Raw genomic sequence first — 14,595 nt, forward strand, 5'->3', positions numbered from 1 at the left:
GTGCTGGGAAGACTGACGGCAATAAAAAAGGCCGCTGTTATCAGCGGCCTGGAGGGCAGGGTGAATTAGCGCTTTTCCAGCGCTTCCCACAGACCCATAAGGTAAGTGGTGCCGAGTGCGCGGTCATACAGACCGTAGCCCGGACGTCCGGTTTCGCCCCAGATAAAGCGGCCATGATCGGAACGAATGTAGCCATCGAAGCCGTTGTCGTGCATCGATTGCAGCACCTTGTACATATCTAGCGAGCCATACTCAGTAGGATGTGCGCACTCGTAGAAATCTTTGTCCTGAATAATCTTGATGTTACGCACGTGCGCAAACGGAATACGTTTGCGGCGTGAGAACTCGGCCAGAATACCGTACACATCATTCTGCGGATCTTCCGCAATCGATCCGGTACACAGCGTGATGCCGTTAGCCTCCGAATCCACCACGTTACAGATCCAATCGAGGTCTTCGCGATTCTTCACAATGCGTGGCAGACCGAAGATCGAGTACGGTGGATCGTCAGGATGGATCGCCATCTTCACGCCCACTTCTTCACATACCGGGATCACCGCTTTCAGGAAGTAAGCGAGGTTTTCACGCAGCTTGTTGTCGTCAACGTCTTTGTATTGCGCAAACAGATCCTGCACTTTCGCCAGACGCTCTGGCTCCCAGCCTGGCAACGCGAAACCGTTTGAGTTGCCCAACACTTCCTGCACCACTTCGTCGAGGCTCTTATCGATGCCTTTCTTCTCGAACGCCATGGTGAGTGAGCCGTCTGGCAGCACGTAGTTCATGTCGGTCTTCATCCAGTCAAATACCGGCATGAAGTTGTAGCAGATCACTTTCACGCCGACTTCAGCGAGGTGACGAATGCTCTGCTTGTAGTTCTCAATATATTGATCGCGGCTCGGCAGGCCGATCTTGATGTCGTCATGAATGTTGACGCTCTCGATCACTTCCACCGTCAGACCGGCGGCATGTACCTGATCAACCAATGCTTTAATCTTATCTTTCGGCCAGGTTTCCCCGACCGGCACGTCATACAGTGCGCCGACTACGCCACGCACACCCGGCACCTGGCGAATATATTCCAGCGAAACTTTATCTTCTTTGGGACCAAACCAACGCATTGTCAGTTGCATAATCTCATCCACCGTCATCGTGTTGCTGCGATAACTGCTAAACTACCATTCTAGTAAACATGATCATAGCATCGACTAACGAATATCTCTTGATCCGCGTCACAGAACACAATTTCTCCATCGGAAGTACAGTGCACAGATTTCAAGTGAGATACAGATCACACTTTATTGTCACAGATCCGGTACGCGAAAACGTGACTGTCCTCGATCCCTCGCCAGACGCAATTCCCTACTATAAGCCTCGAAGTTGTACATGATTGTCCATAGACAACTCTGAATGTTCAGGTGCGCGCCATGAAAACATTGAGTAAGAGTTCGCAGGTTCCGCTCTATCAACAGGTGGTGGAGTGGATTCGCGAGAGTATCTATACCGGCGATCTGGTGGAGGATGACCGCATTCCTTCGGAGTTCCAGATCATGGATATGCTTGACGTCAGTCGCGGTACGGTGAAAAAAGCCGTGGCGCAGTTAGTCAAAGAAGGTGTGCTGGTACAAGTGCAGGGCAAAGGCACCTTCGTTAAGAAAGAAAACATTCGCTATCCATTGGGGGAAGGGTTGCTCTCTTTCGCCGAGTCACTGGAAAGCCAGCAAATTAATTTCAGCACGCAGGTGATCGCCACGCGGGTTGAACCGGCCAACCGTTATATTGCCGAAAAATTACGCATTAAACCGGGGCAGGAAATTCTTTATCTGGAGCGGTTACGTTATATCGATGATGAAAGAGTGATGCTGATTGAGAATCGCATCAATATGGAACTGGTACCCGGCATTGCCGAGGTGGATTTTAATCATAATAACCTGTTTCCCACCATCGAACGATTATCGCAACAGAAAATACGTTATTCCGAAAGTCGCTATGCCGCGCGTTTAATCGGTAATGAACGCGGACATTTTTTGGATATCAGTGAGGATGCGCCGGTACTGCATTTAGAACAGTTGGTGTTTTTCTCACGTGAATTGCCGGTGGAATTCGGCAATGTCTGGTTAAAAGGGAATAAATATTATTTGGGCACCGTTCTGCAACGAAGAGAGGTAAGCTGACATGCCATTAGTCAACGGTCATCAATTTATTCGTCAACTGGAAAATAAGCGCGTGCTGGCCGGCGCCTTTAATACCACCAATCTGGAAACCACGCTCGGCATATTAAATGCGATTGAACGCAGTAACGTGCCGAATTTTATTCAAATCGCGCCCACCAATGCGCGTCTGTCTGGCTATGACTACATCTATGAAATGGTGCAGCGTCGCGCCGCACAGATGGATGTGGCGATCAGCCTGCATCTCGATCACGGCCGCAATATGGATGATATCCGCCAGGCGGTGCGTGCCGGATTTACTTCGGTAATGATCGATGGGGCTGCGCTGCCGTTTGAAGAGAACATCAAGCTGACGCGTCAAGCCGTGGAATTCTGCCAGAACTACAACGTGCCGGTGGAAGCTGAGCTGGGTGCGATTCTGGGTAAAGAAGACGATCACGTCAGCGAAGCGGATTGCAAAACCGACCCGCAGCAGGTGGTGGAGTTTGTGCGCGAAACCGGCTGTGACCTGCTGGCGATTTCGGTCGGTAATGTGCATGGACTGGATGATATTCCGCGTATCGATCTGCCGTTACTGACGGAAATTGCGCAGATCACGCCCATCCCGCTGGTCATCCACGGCGGTTCCGGTATCGCAGACAGCATCTTGCAGCAGTTTGTTAATCATCGGGTGGTGAAAGTGAACATCGCCAGCGACCTGCGCCGTTCCTTCATCACCAGCGTCGGTCACGCATGGCAGAAGAATCACAATGAAGCCAATCTGGCGGCGGTGATGGCTGATGCACGGCAGGCGGTGGAACATGAGGTCTACGCGAAGATTCTGCGTTTGAATGATATTAGCGAGGCCGCGTATGCAGGGGATCCAGTTTAAGCCGCACTACGTGCAGCACCTCAATGAGGGGCTGAGTGTCGATCAGGTGATTCGCCAACTGGCACAGCCGCTGGTGGAGGAAGCGCTGGTGGTCGCGGATTTTGCCGAGCATGTGCTGGCGCGTGAGCAGGATTTCCCCACCGGATTACCGACGGAACCGGTAGGCGTAGCGATTCCTCATACCGACCATCGCCATGTGCGCCACAACGCCATCAGTATCGGCATTCTGCCGCAGCCGGTGACGTTTGCCGATATGGGCGGCGAGCCAGAACCGGTGCCGGTACGCGTGGTGTTTCTGCTGGCACTGAGTGAAAGTAACAAGCAATTAAATGTGTTGGGCTGGATTATGGAACTGATTCAGGATAGCGATTTTATGCAGCAGTTATTGCAGCTTAACGATCAGCAAATTTATCAACGCATCACAGAAACCATGACCGAACGAGGTGAAGTATGAGCCAGACGATTTTATTTGTATGCGCTACCGGCATTGCCACATCCACTGCCGTGACAGAGAAAGTCATGGAATATTGCCAGGAGCACGGTCTTAATGTGAATTACTCGCAAACCAACGTCGCTTCTTTGCCCAATAATACCGACGGTGTCGCTCTGGTGGTGTCCACCACTAAAGTGCCTTATGAATTAGATATCCCGGTGGTTAACGGCTTACCGATTATTACCGGTGTCGGCGAAGAAAAAGTGCTGGAAAAAATTGTCGAAATTTTGAAAAACCAATAATTACTTATTTATTTAATCCGATTGCCATAATAGGGCGCTAACGCCAGGTACGTTTACGCCCGTCATAAGGGGTCTGCCATGAATGAAATCGCTCATAGCCTCTACACCGTGGTGCAATATATATTGGGTTTTGGCCCAACCGTATTATTACCGCTGGTGCTGTTTATTCTTGCACTGTGCTTTAAGGTCAAACCGGCTAAAGCCTTGCGCTCATCGTTAACCGTAGGCATTGGCTTCGTCGGGATCTACGCCATCTTCGATATTCTCACCAGTAATGTTGGCCCGGCTGCGCAGGCAATGGTAGAGCGCACCAATATTAACCTGCCAGTAGTGGATCTCGGCTGGCCGCCGCTTTCTGCTATTACCTGGGGATCGCCGATTGCACCGTTCGTCATTCCGCTGACGATTCTAATCAACGTAGCGATGCTGGCATTAAACCGCACTCGCACCGTCGATGTGGATATGTGGAACTACTGGCACTTCGCGCTGGCTGGGACGCTGGTTTACTACAGCACAGGCAGTTTCTTCTTCGGATTACTGGCCGCTGCCATTGCCGCCATTGTGGTACTGAAGCTGGCAGACTGGTCCGCGCCGATGGTGCAGAAATATTTCGGCCTGGAAGGGATTTCACTGCCGACGCTGTCCGCCGTGGTGTTCTTCCCGGTGGGCTTGCTGGTGGACAAAATCATCGACAAGATTCCGGGTCTCAACCGTATCCACATCGATCCACAAACCGTGCAGAAGAAGCTGGGCATCTTTGGTGAGCCGATGATGGTCGGCACCATTCTGGGCCTGCTGCTGGGGGTTATCGCCGGGTATGACTTCAAGCATATCCTGCTGCTCGGTATCAGCATTGGCGGCGTGATGTTTATTCTGCCGCGCATGGTGCGCATCCTGATGGAAGGCCTGTTGCCGCTGTCGGAAGCGATCAAGAAGTACCTCAACACCAAATACCCAGGCCGTGACGATCTCTATATCGGGCTGGATATCGCGGTGGCAGTGGGCAACCCGGCGATCATCTCTTCCGCGCTGCTGCTGACGCCGATTTCCGTGTTCATCGCCTTTATCCTGCCAGGCAACCAGGTGCTGCCGCTGGGCGATTTGGCGAACCTCGCGGTGATGGCGTCGATGATCGCGCTGGCCAGTCGTGGCAACATCTTCCGCACCGTGCTGGCGGCGATTCCCGTGATCGTGGCCGACCTATGGATTGCCACCAAAATCGCCCCCTTTATTACCGGCATGGCGAAAGACGTGAACTTCAAGTTTGCCGAAGGCTCTAGCGGCCAGGTCTCCAGCTTCCTTGACGGCGGCAACCCGTTCCGCTTCTGGCTGCTGGAAATCTTCAACGGCAACGTGATAGCGATTGGCCTGGTGCCAGTGGTGGGTCTGGTGCTGTGGGGCATCTTCCGCCTGACACGAGGTGCCGTGTATGCCTGAGAACGCTGCGGCCATCGTCATTGATATCGGTACGACTAACTGTAAAGTCGCCTGTTTTTCTCGTCGGGATGCGTCCCGACTGGATGAGCGTAAGTTCGTCACACCCAAAATCACTTCGCCCACGGGTAACGTCGATTTCGATATCGATGCGCTGTGGCAGCAGGTGGTGGCGACGATGCGCAGCCTGATCGCGGCAACGGATTGCCCGGTGACACATATCAGTATTGCCAGCTTTGGTGAGTCCGGCGTGTTTCTCGACGAGGCTGGCAATATCCTGACGCCGATGCTGGCCTGGTATGATCGTCGGGGCGAAGAGTATCTCGCCACCTTAACCGAAGCGGACAGCCAGCGGTTGTATCAAATCACCGGTTTGCCGCTGCACAGTAATTATTCGGCCTTCAAGATGCGCTGGCTACTGGATAACTATGCGCTGCGCGGGCGTCACGGTTTGCGCTGGCTGCATGCGCCGGAGGTGCTGTTGTGGCGCTTAACCGGCGCACAGCGCACTGACACCACGCTCGCCAGCCGCACGCTGTGTCTCGATCTCCAGCAGGGAAGCTGGTCGGCGCAGGCCGCCGATATTTTGCAACTGCCGCTGGATGCTTTTGCGCCCCTGCTGGCACCAGGGGAAGTGGCGGGATGGGTGACACCCGCGTGCCGTGAGGCACTGGGGTTAAACCAGCCGGTGTGCGTCACGCTCGCTGGGCACGATCATATGGTGGGCGCGCGGGCATTACAGCTGCAAACCGGCGAGGTACTGAACTCTACCGGCACCACCGAAGGCATTTTGCTGCTGCAACCACAGCCTTTGCTCAATGAGCAAGCCCGGCGCGACAAACTCGCCAACGGGCGGTATTCGCGGGATAACCATTTCACGCTATTCGCCTCACTGCCGGTGGGGGGCTTTGCGCTGGAGTGGGTGAGCAGCACTTTTCGGCTGTCGCGCGAGGAGATCGATGCCGCACTGGTACAAGCCACGCAGCGTTATCTGGCTGATGAGTGGCAGCCGGAAGGATTACCGCTGTTTATCCCGCATTTACGTGGATCCGGCTCGCCTTACAAAAACCGCCATACGCGCGGGTTGATGTACGGTCTGAGCGATACGTTGCCGCACGATGAATTGCTGCTCACTGTGCTACTTGGGTTAACCATGGAGTTTGCCAACTGCTTTACCTGTTTTGCGGTGCCGGCTGGCCCCGCACTGAAAGTGATTGGCCCGGCCACGCGCAATCCGCTGTGGCTCCAGCTCAAAGCTGACAGTCTGGCGCGAACGGTAGAAGCCATTGCCTTTGATGAAGCGGTGTCCGTGGGTGCGCTGCTGATTGCCTGCACGGATGTGCCTCCGCCGGAAGTGCGTGTGGCGCAGCGCTATCAACCCGACCCACAACGCAGCCGCGCCTTGCAACGTTATCAGCAGCGCTGGCAGGCGTTCTATCAATTTAAATTGCAGCAGGAAGGCGTTATTTCCCCCATTAACCAGGAGAACTGTCATGTTGAGTCAAACCGTTACCGTGAAAAATAGTACTGGTATCCATGCACGCCCGGCGGCACAGCTGGCCAAAGCGTTAAAAGGCCATGACTGCCGCGTCACGCTGCGCTACGAAGGCAAAGACGTCAATGCCAGCAGTATGATGAACATCATGCGCGCTGGCATCAAAGCGGGTGGCAGCGTGGAAGTGGTATGTGAAGGAGGCGATGAGGCGGGTGTGCTGCATCAGGTTGTCACGATGTTTGATCAGCGCTTTGGCGAATCGGAGTAGACCTACAGGGCGCTGGCCCAGGCGGCTGGCGCGTTTTCCACTGCTTTGCAGGAATAAAGAAAGTTTTGTTTGCTGAAATAACCTCAATGCTTCGCCGTTCCCTCTGAGCTTGATGCAATTTTCCGCTACTGATCGGCTTTTCATTTGTTTTATTTATCAGAAACTTCCTGGCAGGCAGAATAACCCTTATTTCCTCTCCGTCAGCCATCATGTCCGAAGAAGCGCTGCGTCAGCAGATTCAGAACCTGAAAAAGCATAATGCGCGCTTAAAGCGCATAGCGCATGACGCGCGAAACAAGCTGAGTGCGGCGCTGGACGGAACCGGTTTATGTTTGTGGCAGCTGGATATTCCCAGCGGCAAGCTGGTGATTTTCAATCGACGCTGGGGTTCGATGCTGGGTTTTCAGCCGAAAGAGACCAAAGCGCAGTTTGAAGTCTGGCGCGAACGCCTGCACCCCGAGGACGCCGATGAAGTGCTCAAGGCGTTTTACGATCATATCGAAGGGCGTGCGCCTTACTATGAGGCGCTGCATCGCATGCTGGGTAAGAACGACAAAATTACCTGGGTGCTGGATCGTGGGCGTGTGACCGAGTGGGACGAAGAAGGCAATCCGCTTAAAGTCACCGGCACGCATATCGATATGACCAAAGAGAAGCAGTATGAAGCGCAACTCTCTTCATTGGCGCATCACGATCCGCTGACCGGCCTGACCAACCGCCACGCGCTGCAAACGCATTTCAGCAAAATGAAAGCGCAGGGGCCGCTGTGCGTGGCATTTATCGATCTCGATAATTTTAAGCATGTTAACGATACGCTGGGCCATCGCAGTGGCGATGAAGTGCTGATTCAACTCAGCCAGCGCATTCTTGACCAGGTGCCACCGAACGTGGTGGTGGGCCGTTTAGGTGGTGATGAGTTTGTGTTGCTGATGCCGTTCCTGATCGATTTCCCAAAAGTGCGCATCATGATGCAGGCGGTGCTGGATGCCGCACTGACGCCGTTTGATGTTGATAACGGCCATGCGCAGATTGGTGCTTCTATTGGTGTGGCGACGGTGCAGCCGCACTTTAGTTTTGATGAGGCGCTGACGCGTGCCGATGAAGCGATGTACCAGATTAAGAAGAACGGCAAGCAAGGGTTTGGCCTGGCGGGGTAATCTTTTGCGGTTGCGGAAACAGACCCGCGCCACCGCCAAAGTCTGTGTTCCCATTTGCAGCAAAGCCCTCTCACCAGGAGAGGGCCATAAACCGCCTTTAACTCAAAACGCGAAGCAAGAACAGCCCAGCGCACCCCAGAAGGCATGGTTATCCGACACCGGCACCGAAGACTGGCGTGCCACATCGTGCGAGTGGCTGTGTACCCCACAAGGGCCGCTGCACTGGTGCACTTTCGGCATCATCGCCGCACGACCACTGGCTTGCGGTGGCGCGCTACGGTAGTGGCCCGGCACGGTGACCACCGGAGACCATTCTGGTAACACTGGCACCGGTGGCGGTGACAGCGGCGTGAAGCCGCCTGCGGCATACACCACTTCGCCATCGACCAGCGTCAACACCGATTCAATCCCTTTAATCTCCTCTTCCGGCACGCTGAAGAAATCTTTCGACAGCAGCACCAGATCCGCCAACTGACCGACTTTGATTTCCCCTTTGGCATTCTGCTCGCTGGAGAACCAGGCGCTGCCTTTGGTCCACAGCATCAGCGCGGTTTCGCGGTCAATACGCGCATTGTCATCGTACAACTGCATGCCGCCGACGGTGCGGCCGGAGACCAGCCAGTAAAGCGCAGTCCATGGGTTATAGCTGGCGACGCGCGTGGCATCGGTGCCCAAACCGACAGGCACCTCCGCATCCAACATGCGTGCTACCGGCGGCGTCTGTTTGGCGGCTTCTTTACCGTAGCGATCGACGAAATACTCACCCTGGAACGCCATACGATGCTGCACGGCCAGCCCGCCACCTAATGCTTTGACGCGCTCAATGTTGGCTTCGGTGATGGTCTCGGCGTGGTCAAAGAACCAGTGCAGGCCGTTAAACGGAATATCGCGGTTTACTTTTTCAAACACGTCCAGCATGCGGCTGATCGATTCGTTATAGGTGGCATGCAGGCGGAACGGCCAGCGATGCTCCACCAGATGACGCACCACGCGCTCCAGTTCATCTTCCATGCCGGGGGCCAGATCGGGGCGCGGTTCGAGGAAGTCTTCGAAATCTGCCGCCGAGAACACCAGCATCTCGCCCGCTCCATTGTGACGCAGGAAATTGGTGCCCTGGCCCGGCTTCAGCATATCGGTCCACTTCTCGAAATCTTCCAGTTCATGGCCGGGACGCTGGGTAAACAGGTTGTAGGCGATACGCACCGTCAGCTGCTTTTTGGCGTGCAGTTCCGAAATCACATCGTAATCATCCGGGTAATTCTGGAAGCCGCCGCCCGCATCAATGGCGCTGGTCAGGCCGAGGCGGTTCAGCTCACGCATAAACTGACGTGTGGAGTTGACCTGCTGCTCCAGCGGCAGCTTCGGTCCTTTCGCCAGCGTGGCGTACAGCAGCATGGCATTCGGACGCGCAATCAGCATACCGGTGGGATTACCATTGCTGTCGCGCTGGATTTCACCGCCCGGCGGGTTCGGCGTGTCTTTGGTGTAACCTACCACCCGCAGTGCGGCGCGGTTCAGCAGGGCACGGTCATACAGGTGCAGAATAAACACCGGAGTATCGGGCGCGGCGGCATTGATCTCATCCAGCGTTGGCATGCGGCGTTCAGCAAACTGGAATTCACTCCAGCCGCCTACGACGCGCACCCACTGCGGGGAAGGGGTGCGCAGCGCCTGTTCACGCAGCATGCGCAATGCATCGGCCAGAGAGGGTACGCCTTCCCAGCGCAGTTCAAGATTGTAGTTAAGACCGCCGCGAATCAGGTGCAGGTGTGAGTCGTTAAGGCCAGGAATACCGGTGTGGCCTTTGGCATCAATAATCTGCGTATCGCTGCCCGCAAAGCGCATCACTTCCGCTTCGCTGCCTACCGCGAGAAACTTGCCGTCTTTGATCGCCACCGCAGTGGCGAACGGGTTGGCGCGATCCACCGTGTGGAATTTGCCGTTGGTAAAAATCAGTGAGGCCGTTGTCATCATCTCTTCTCCAGTTAGATTACGCGTTGCGGCCAATAAGCCACTGTTTTAAAACACGGGTAACGATCGGCATCCACAGGAACACCACCAGTGCCACCACGCTGGCATCATTCAGCAAGTGGCCCCACAGCGTGCCGTGCGCGGCGGGCAACACCTGATTCCAGAACCACGGCACCAGGTTGGTAGAGGGAAAAATCACCCCCAGCGTCAGTAAGTATTGTTTCCATTTCGCCGGTTTGACCTGGCCTTTTTGCGCCGGGGTAAACCAGAACGCGGCGCCGGGGCGCACCTCAATATGTTCTGGTTGTGCCAGCATCGTTGGCAGGTTCTGGATTAACGTTTTGCGCTGATCCGATTTCAGCCAGGCGTACAGCTCATCCAGTCCGGTAAAACGAATCAGCACGGTGTAAGCATTGTCGCCGTGCACCGGGCGCAGCACGTTGACGCCAAGATGGCCAGGAAAGCTCGCGGCTTGCGGCATGATGGTGTCGAGCCACTGCTCATAATGGGCCTGCTGTTCTGGCAGGATGCTGTGGGTAATCACCAGCGTCACATGGTTGGCTTGTTGTGAGTAATTCATCGTAAGTTCCTGAGTTTCCGCTGGTGAAAGTGCTTGCGTCGTTGAGTAAAAAAATACGAAATGAGAGCGTTTATTGATAACGGATAGATTTTGGGTTGTTGTTCAACAATTTTTGGGGAGGCATGGGGTATGCGTTTAAACCTTGAGGCGCTGCTGATTTTGGATGCGTTGGATCGCCACGGCACCTTTGCCGCTGCGGCTGCGCGCTTGTTTAAAACTGCGTCGGCGTTGAGCTATACCGTGCAGAAGATGGAGAGCGATCTCAAGATCACGCTACTCGATCGCTCCGGCCATCGCGCCACTTTCACCCCGACCGGGCGTTTGATGCTGGAAAAAGGTCGCACTCTGCTGCGCGCGGTTAACGAGTTAGAACAGCAGGCGCGCTATGTTGAGAGTGGCTGGGAAAGCCAGTTGGTGATCAGCGTCGATGCCTCACTGCCGTTTCGCATTCTCACGCCGCTGATTGATCAGTTTTATCAGGAGCACCCGCATACTCAGCTGCAATTCCGTCAGGACGTGCTGGCTGGCTGCTGGGAAGCGCTCAACTATGGCGAAGCGGACATTGTCTTTGGCGCGGTGCAGGAACCCGCCACGCGCAAAGAGATTGTCTGCCAACCGCTCGGCTGGCTGGATTATGTGTTTGCTGTCGCACCGGAGCATCCTCTCGCTTCCGCACCTGAACCACTGCTGCGCGAGCAGATTCGTCAGTACCGCGCGGTGACAGTGCACGACTCGTCTCGTCACGGTGCAGGTATTGATTTACGCGTGCTGGATGAGCAGAAGACGCTGAGCGTGCATGACTTCCCGGCGAAACTGCAGGCGCAACTGGATGGCTTGGGCTGTGGTTACCTGCCGCTATACCTGGCGAGGCCGCATCTGGAGAGTGGCGCGCTGTTGGCGCGCCAGCTGGATAGCGAATGCCGCCGCGATATGGCTTATCTGGCGTGGAATGAAACCGCGACCGGCAATGCGGCAACCTGGTGGCGTGAGCATCTGCTCACGCTTCCTGGATTGCAGGAGATTTATTCTCCCGCGTAAAGGCTGTTATATCGCAATGTGGTGACTGACCTGCGGGGCTTCTTCACCCTGGTGATATTGCAGAACTGCCTGCTGAAGTTCGGCATCGGCGTGCGACACACGCTGGTGCTGACGCATATGCTCCTGCCAGGACTCCACCATAAACCACTCCAGCAATGCTGTCGGATCGTCGGTTTGCTCCATGAGTCCCCATGAATAGGCGCCATCACGGCGGCGAGACTGTGCCAGCTTGTGAATCGCCTTTTTGAATGCGGCGCGATCTTCCTGCGGCACGCGGTAGCGAATCTGAATTAACACCGGACCATGACGTACATCGACATCATCGTGCACCACCGGCATGGCCCAATGCTCCGCGGGTTGCAGATCCGCTTCACCCGCAGGCAGTGTCAGACGTTTCAGCAGTACGCCAGTGATCACCAGACCGGCCCCGGCAATCAGCAAAGTGGTGGCCAGCCCCAGTTGCTGCGCGATTAGACCCCACACCAGACTGCCACCGGCCAATGTGCCGTTAAACACCATCAGATACACCGCCAGACCGCGACCGCGTACCCAATCCGGCAGCACCGCCTGCGCTACGCCGTTCAGTGTGGTCAGCGCAATAATCCAGCCGACGCCCAGCACCAGCATCAACAGCAGCGCCAGCCACTGCGGCGGGCTCATCGCCAGGGCCAGCATCACCAGTGCGCTCAGCACCGCTGAGAGCAGCATCAATCCATCGTTACTGAGTTTGCTGCGCAGACGCGGCAACAGCAGCGCACCGGCAATCGCACCGCCGCCCACTGCGCCCAGCAGCAAACCATAAAATCCGGCGGTACCGTGCAGCATGGTGCGCGCTACCAGCGGCAGCAGCGCCCAGATGGCACTGGCAAAGGCGAAGTACATCGCAGCGCGGAACAGCACGCGGTGCAGTTCACGGCTAGCTTTGACATAACGCAGGCCCGCGCGGAAGGCACCAAAGAAGTGTTCGTTGAGTTCGGTTTTGGCTTTCGCCGGACGTTTCCAGTACAGCAGGGCAGCAATAACGAAAAAATAACTCGCCACATCGGCACCGTAGGCCGCCATGGCGCCTAAACTTGCCAGCAGTAAACCGCCAGTGGCAGGCCCGATGGCGCGGGCAATATTGATGCCGAGCGAGTTAAGCGCTACGGCGTTTTTCAGCTCATGACGCGGCACCAGTTCGGGCACAATCGCCTGCCAGGCCGGGCCAAACAGCGCGGCACCAATGCCACCGACAAAGGTCAGGCCGATTAGCCATTCCACGGTGAGCCAGTGATTGTGGGACAGCACCAGCAGAGTGCCGCTGACGCTGGCCATCAGAATCTGCACCACAATCAGCAAACGGCGGCGATCGACGATATCGGAGAGCACGCCCGCTGGCAGTGCCAACAGAAACACCGGCAGGGTGGCAGCGGTTTGCATCAACGCCACGGCGGTCGGGTTATCGGATAAGCCGGTGACTAACCAGGCGCTGGCGACGTCGCGAATAAAGCTGCCGGTATTACCGAGTACCGAGGCGGTCCAGATCAGGGCGAACAGCCCGTAGGCGAAGGGAGAAAAAGCACCGCCGCGTGGCGTCGTTGGGTTTTGCTGGCTCATCATCGTGTTCCTGTAAATGTGCGATGTATGCACCTTACGAATCCCGCCAGACGCTTGATAGCGGAAAAAATCGGCCAACTTGTTCAGGCTTTTTTGACAGCTTTGCAGGGCAAAAATCTTTGAACAAGTTGTCAAAATCTCTGCTTTAGGTTTTTGCAGCAACCGAATGTAGTTTGATTGGCAGACACAACATCACTCACTAAACGGAGCAAAAAACATGAGCACATTCAAAGCAAAAGACGGCGTTAACCTGTATTACAAAGATTGGGGCAAAGGACAGCCCGTGCTGTTCAGCCACGGCTGGCCGCTGGATGCGGATATGTGGGATAGCCAACTGAATTTCCTCGCCGAACGCGGCTATCGTGCGATTGCGTTTGACCGTCGCGGTTTTGGTCGCTCTGAGCAGCCGTGGGAAGGCTACGATTACGATACTTTCGCCGATGATATTCATGCGCTGATTGAGCATCTGCAACTGGATGACATCACGCTGGTGGGCTTCTCAATGGGCGGTGGTGATGTCTCACGTTATATCGGTCGCTACGGTACGGCGAAAGTGAAAGGGCTGGTGCTGCTGGGCGCGGTGACGCCCATCTTCGGCAAAACCGATGACCATCCGGAAGGCGTTGAAAAAGCGGTATTTGATGGCATTAAAGCGGGCCTGCGTAAAGACCGGGCGCAGTTTATCAAAGACTTCGCCACACCGTTTTATGGCGCCAATGCTGGCCAGACCATTTCTGAGGGCGTGATGACACAGACGCTGAATATCGCGCTGCTGGCCTCACTGAAAGGCACGATTGATTGTGTCACGGCTTTTGCCGAGACCGATTTCCGCGCCGATATCGCCAAAGTGGATGTGCCGACGCTGGTGATCCACGGCAGCAACGACCAGATTGTACCCTTTGAAGCCACCGGTAAGCTGGTACACGAGATGATCGAAGGATCGGAGCTGAAAGTGTATGAAAACGGCCCGCACGGTTTTGCGGTGACGCATCAGGATCAGTTGAACGACGACTTACTGGCGTTCTTGCAGGGAAATAAATAAGCGCAGGTTGCGTAGCGGCGCGATTTATCGCGCGAATCTAAGGCTGCATCGCCGCTTACAGATGCGCAATTAGCCGCTACGATAATGACCACCTAAAAGAAAGGGCGCCTGATGCGTAATGCCGATCAGTTAAGACAAAAATGATCGGTTGAACGATCCGGCAGTTCTGCAAGAATCCGTAATCTCTCAGGGATTACGGATTTTTTTATGCTTCTCAGTCAGGCTCTCGATATCGTTCAT

14 protein-coding genes are annotated in these 14,595 nt (G+C 55.3%); 10 read left to right on the forward strand and 4 right to left on the reverse strand.

Annotation, left to right across the window (positions count from 1 at the left end; translation table 11 throughout):
• Window positions 1-65: 65 nt before the first annotated feature.
• On the reverse strand, window positions 66-1,130 hold the full coding sequence (uxuA, locus tag F3J37_RS11945) for a mannonate dehydratase (RefSeq protein ID WP_034823371.1): 1,065 nt from the start codon (window positions 1,128-1,130) through the stop codon (window positions 66-68).
• A gap of 294 nt (window positions 1,131-1,424) precedes the next feature.
• Between uxuA and F3J37_RS11950 the strand changes: the two genes are divergently transcribed.
• The 8 genes from F3J37_RS11950 (at window position 1,425) to F3J37_RS11985 (ending at window position 8,128) form a co-directional block, all read left to right on the forward strand.
• Window positions 1,425-2,171 (forward strand): GntR family transcriptional regulator, encoded by a 747-nt coding sequence (locus F3J37_RS11950; protein WP_160868822.1) that lies wholly within the window; start codon window positions 1,425-1,427, stop codon window positions 2,169-2,171.
• Window position 2,172: 1 nt separating this feature from the next.
• Window positions 2,173-3,039 (forward strand): class II aldolase, encoded by an 867-nt coding sequence (locus F3J37_RS11955; protein ID WP_166933584.1) that lies wholly within the window; start codon window positions 2,173-2,175, stop codon window positions 3,037-3,039.
• Window positions 3,020-3,493 (forward strand): PTS sugar transporter subunit IIA, encoded by a 474-nt coding sequence (locus tag F3J37_RS11960; RefSeq protein WP_160868820.1) that lies wholly within the window; start codon window positions 3,020-3,022, stop codon window positions 3,491-3,493. Before F3J37_RS11955 ends, F3J37_RS11960 begins: the two co-directional genes overlap by 20 nt.
• The gene (locus F3J37_RS11965) at window positions 3,490-3,774 is read left to right on the forward strand and encodes a PTS sugar transporter subunit IIB (RefSeq protein ID WP_034823315.1); all 285 of its coding nucleotides are present in this window, start codon (window positions 3,490-3,492) and stop codon (window positions 3,772-3,774) included. Before F3J37_RS11960 ends, F3J37_RS11965 begins: the two co-directional genes overlap by 4 nt.
• Window positions 3,775-3,852: 78 nt before the next feature.
• A complete protein-coding gene (locus F3J37_RS11970) occupies window positions 3,853-5,211 on the forward strand; it encodes a PTS galactitol transporter subunit IIC (RefSeq protein WP_034823314.1) in 1,359 nt (452 codons plus the stop codon).
• Window positions 5,204-6,733 (forward strand): FGGY-family carbohydrate kinase, encoded by a 1,530-nt coding sequence (locus F3J37_RS11975; protein WP_166933585.1) that lies wholly within the window; start codon window positions 5,204-5,206, stop codon window positions 6,731-6,733. The genes F3J37_RS11970 and F3J37_RS11975 overlap by 8 nt, the downstream gene beginning before the upstream one ends.
• On the forward strand, window positions 6,702-6,971 hold the full coding sequence (locus F3J37_RS11980) for an HPr family phosphocarrier protein (protein ID WP_166933587.1): 270 nt from the start codon (window positions 6,702-6,704) through the stop codon (window positions 6,969-6,971). The genes F3J37_RS11975 and F3J37_RS11980 overlap by 32 nt, the downstream gene beginning before the upstream one ends.
• Before the next feature lie 209 nt (window positions 6,972-7,180).
• Complete coding sequence (locus F3J37_RS11985; RefSeq protein WP_166933588.1) at window positions 7,181-8,128, forward strand: sensor domain-containing diguanylate cyclase; 948 nt, start codon at window positions 7,181-7,183, stop codon at window positions 8,126-8,128.
• A gap of 102 nt (window positions 8,129-8,230) precedes the next feature.
• Here F3J37_RS11985 and F3J37_RS11990 read toward each other — a convergent pair whose 3' ends face one another.
• Both F3J37_RS11990 and F3J37_RS11995 read right to left on the reverse strand, forming a co-directional pair.
• A complete protein-coding gene (locus F3J37_RS11990; RefSeq protein ID WP_370529950.1) occupies window positions 8,231-10,099 on the reverse strand; it encodes an amidohydrolase in 1,869 nt (622 codons plus the stop codon).
• A gap of 19 nt (window positions 10,100-10,118) precedes the next feature.
• Window positions 10,119-10,679, reverse strand: coding sequence for an antibiotic biosynthesis monooxygenase (locus F3J37_RS11995; RefSeq protein WP_166933592.1), 561 nt, complete (start codon window positions 10,677-10,679; stop codon window positions 10,119-10,121).
• A 129-nt stretch (window positions 10,680-10,808) separates the two neighbouring features.
• Between F3J37_RS11995 and F3J37_RS12000 the strand changes: the two genes are divergently transcribed.
• The gene (locus F3J37_RS12000; protein WP_160833022.1) at window positions 10,809-11,717 is read left to right on the forward strand and encodes a LysR family transcriptional regulator; all 909 of its coding nucleotides are present in this window, start codon (window positions 10,809-10,811) and stop codon (window positions 11,715-11,717) included.
• Between the two features lie 6 nt (window positions 11,718-11,723).
• On the opposite strand, the gene F3J37_RS12005 is transcribed toward F3J37_RS12000, so the two are convergent.
• The gene (locus F3J37_RS12005) at window positions 11,724-13,313 is read right to left on the reverse strand and encodes an MFS transporter (protein ID WP_166933594.1); all 1,590 of its coding nucleotides are present in this window, start codon (window positions 13,311-13,313) and stop codon (window positions 11,724-11,726) included.
• 217 nt (window positions 13,314-13,530) lie between these two features.
• Here F3J37_RS12005 and F3J37_RS12010 point away from each other — a divergent pair, with 217 nt between their 5' ends.
• Window positions 13,531-14,355: an alpha/beta fold hydrolase gene (locus F3J37_RS12010; protein WP_166933595.1), complete on the forward strand. Its 825-nt coding sequence runs from the start codon at window positions 13,531-13,533 to the stop codon at window positions 14,353-14,355.
• Window positions 14,356-14,595: the final 240 nt, after the last annotated feature.

The organism is Candidatus Pantoea communis (genome assembly GCF_011752685.1).
Lineage (GTDB): Bacteria > Pseudomonadota > Gammaproteobacteria > Enterobacterales > Enterobacteriaceae > Pantoea > Pantoea communis.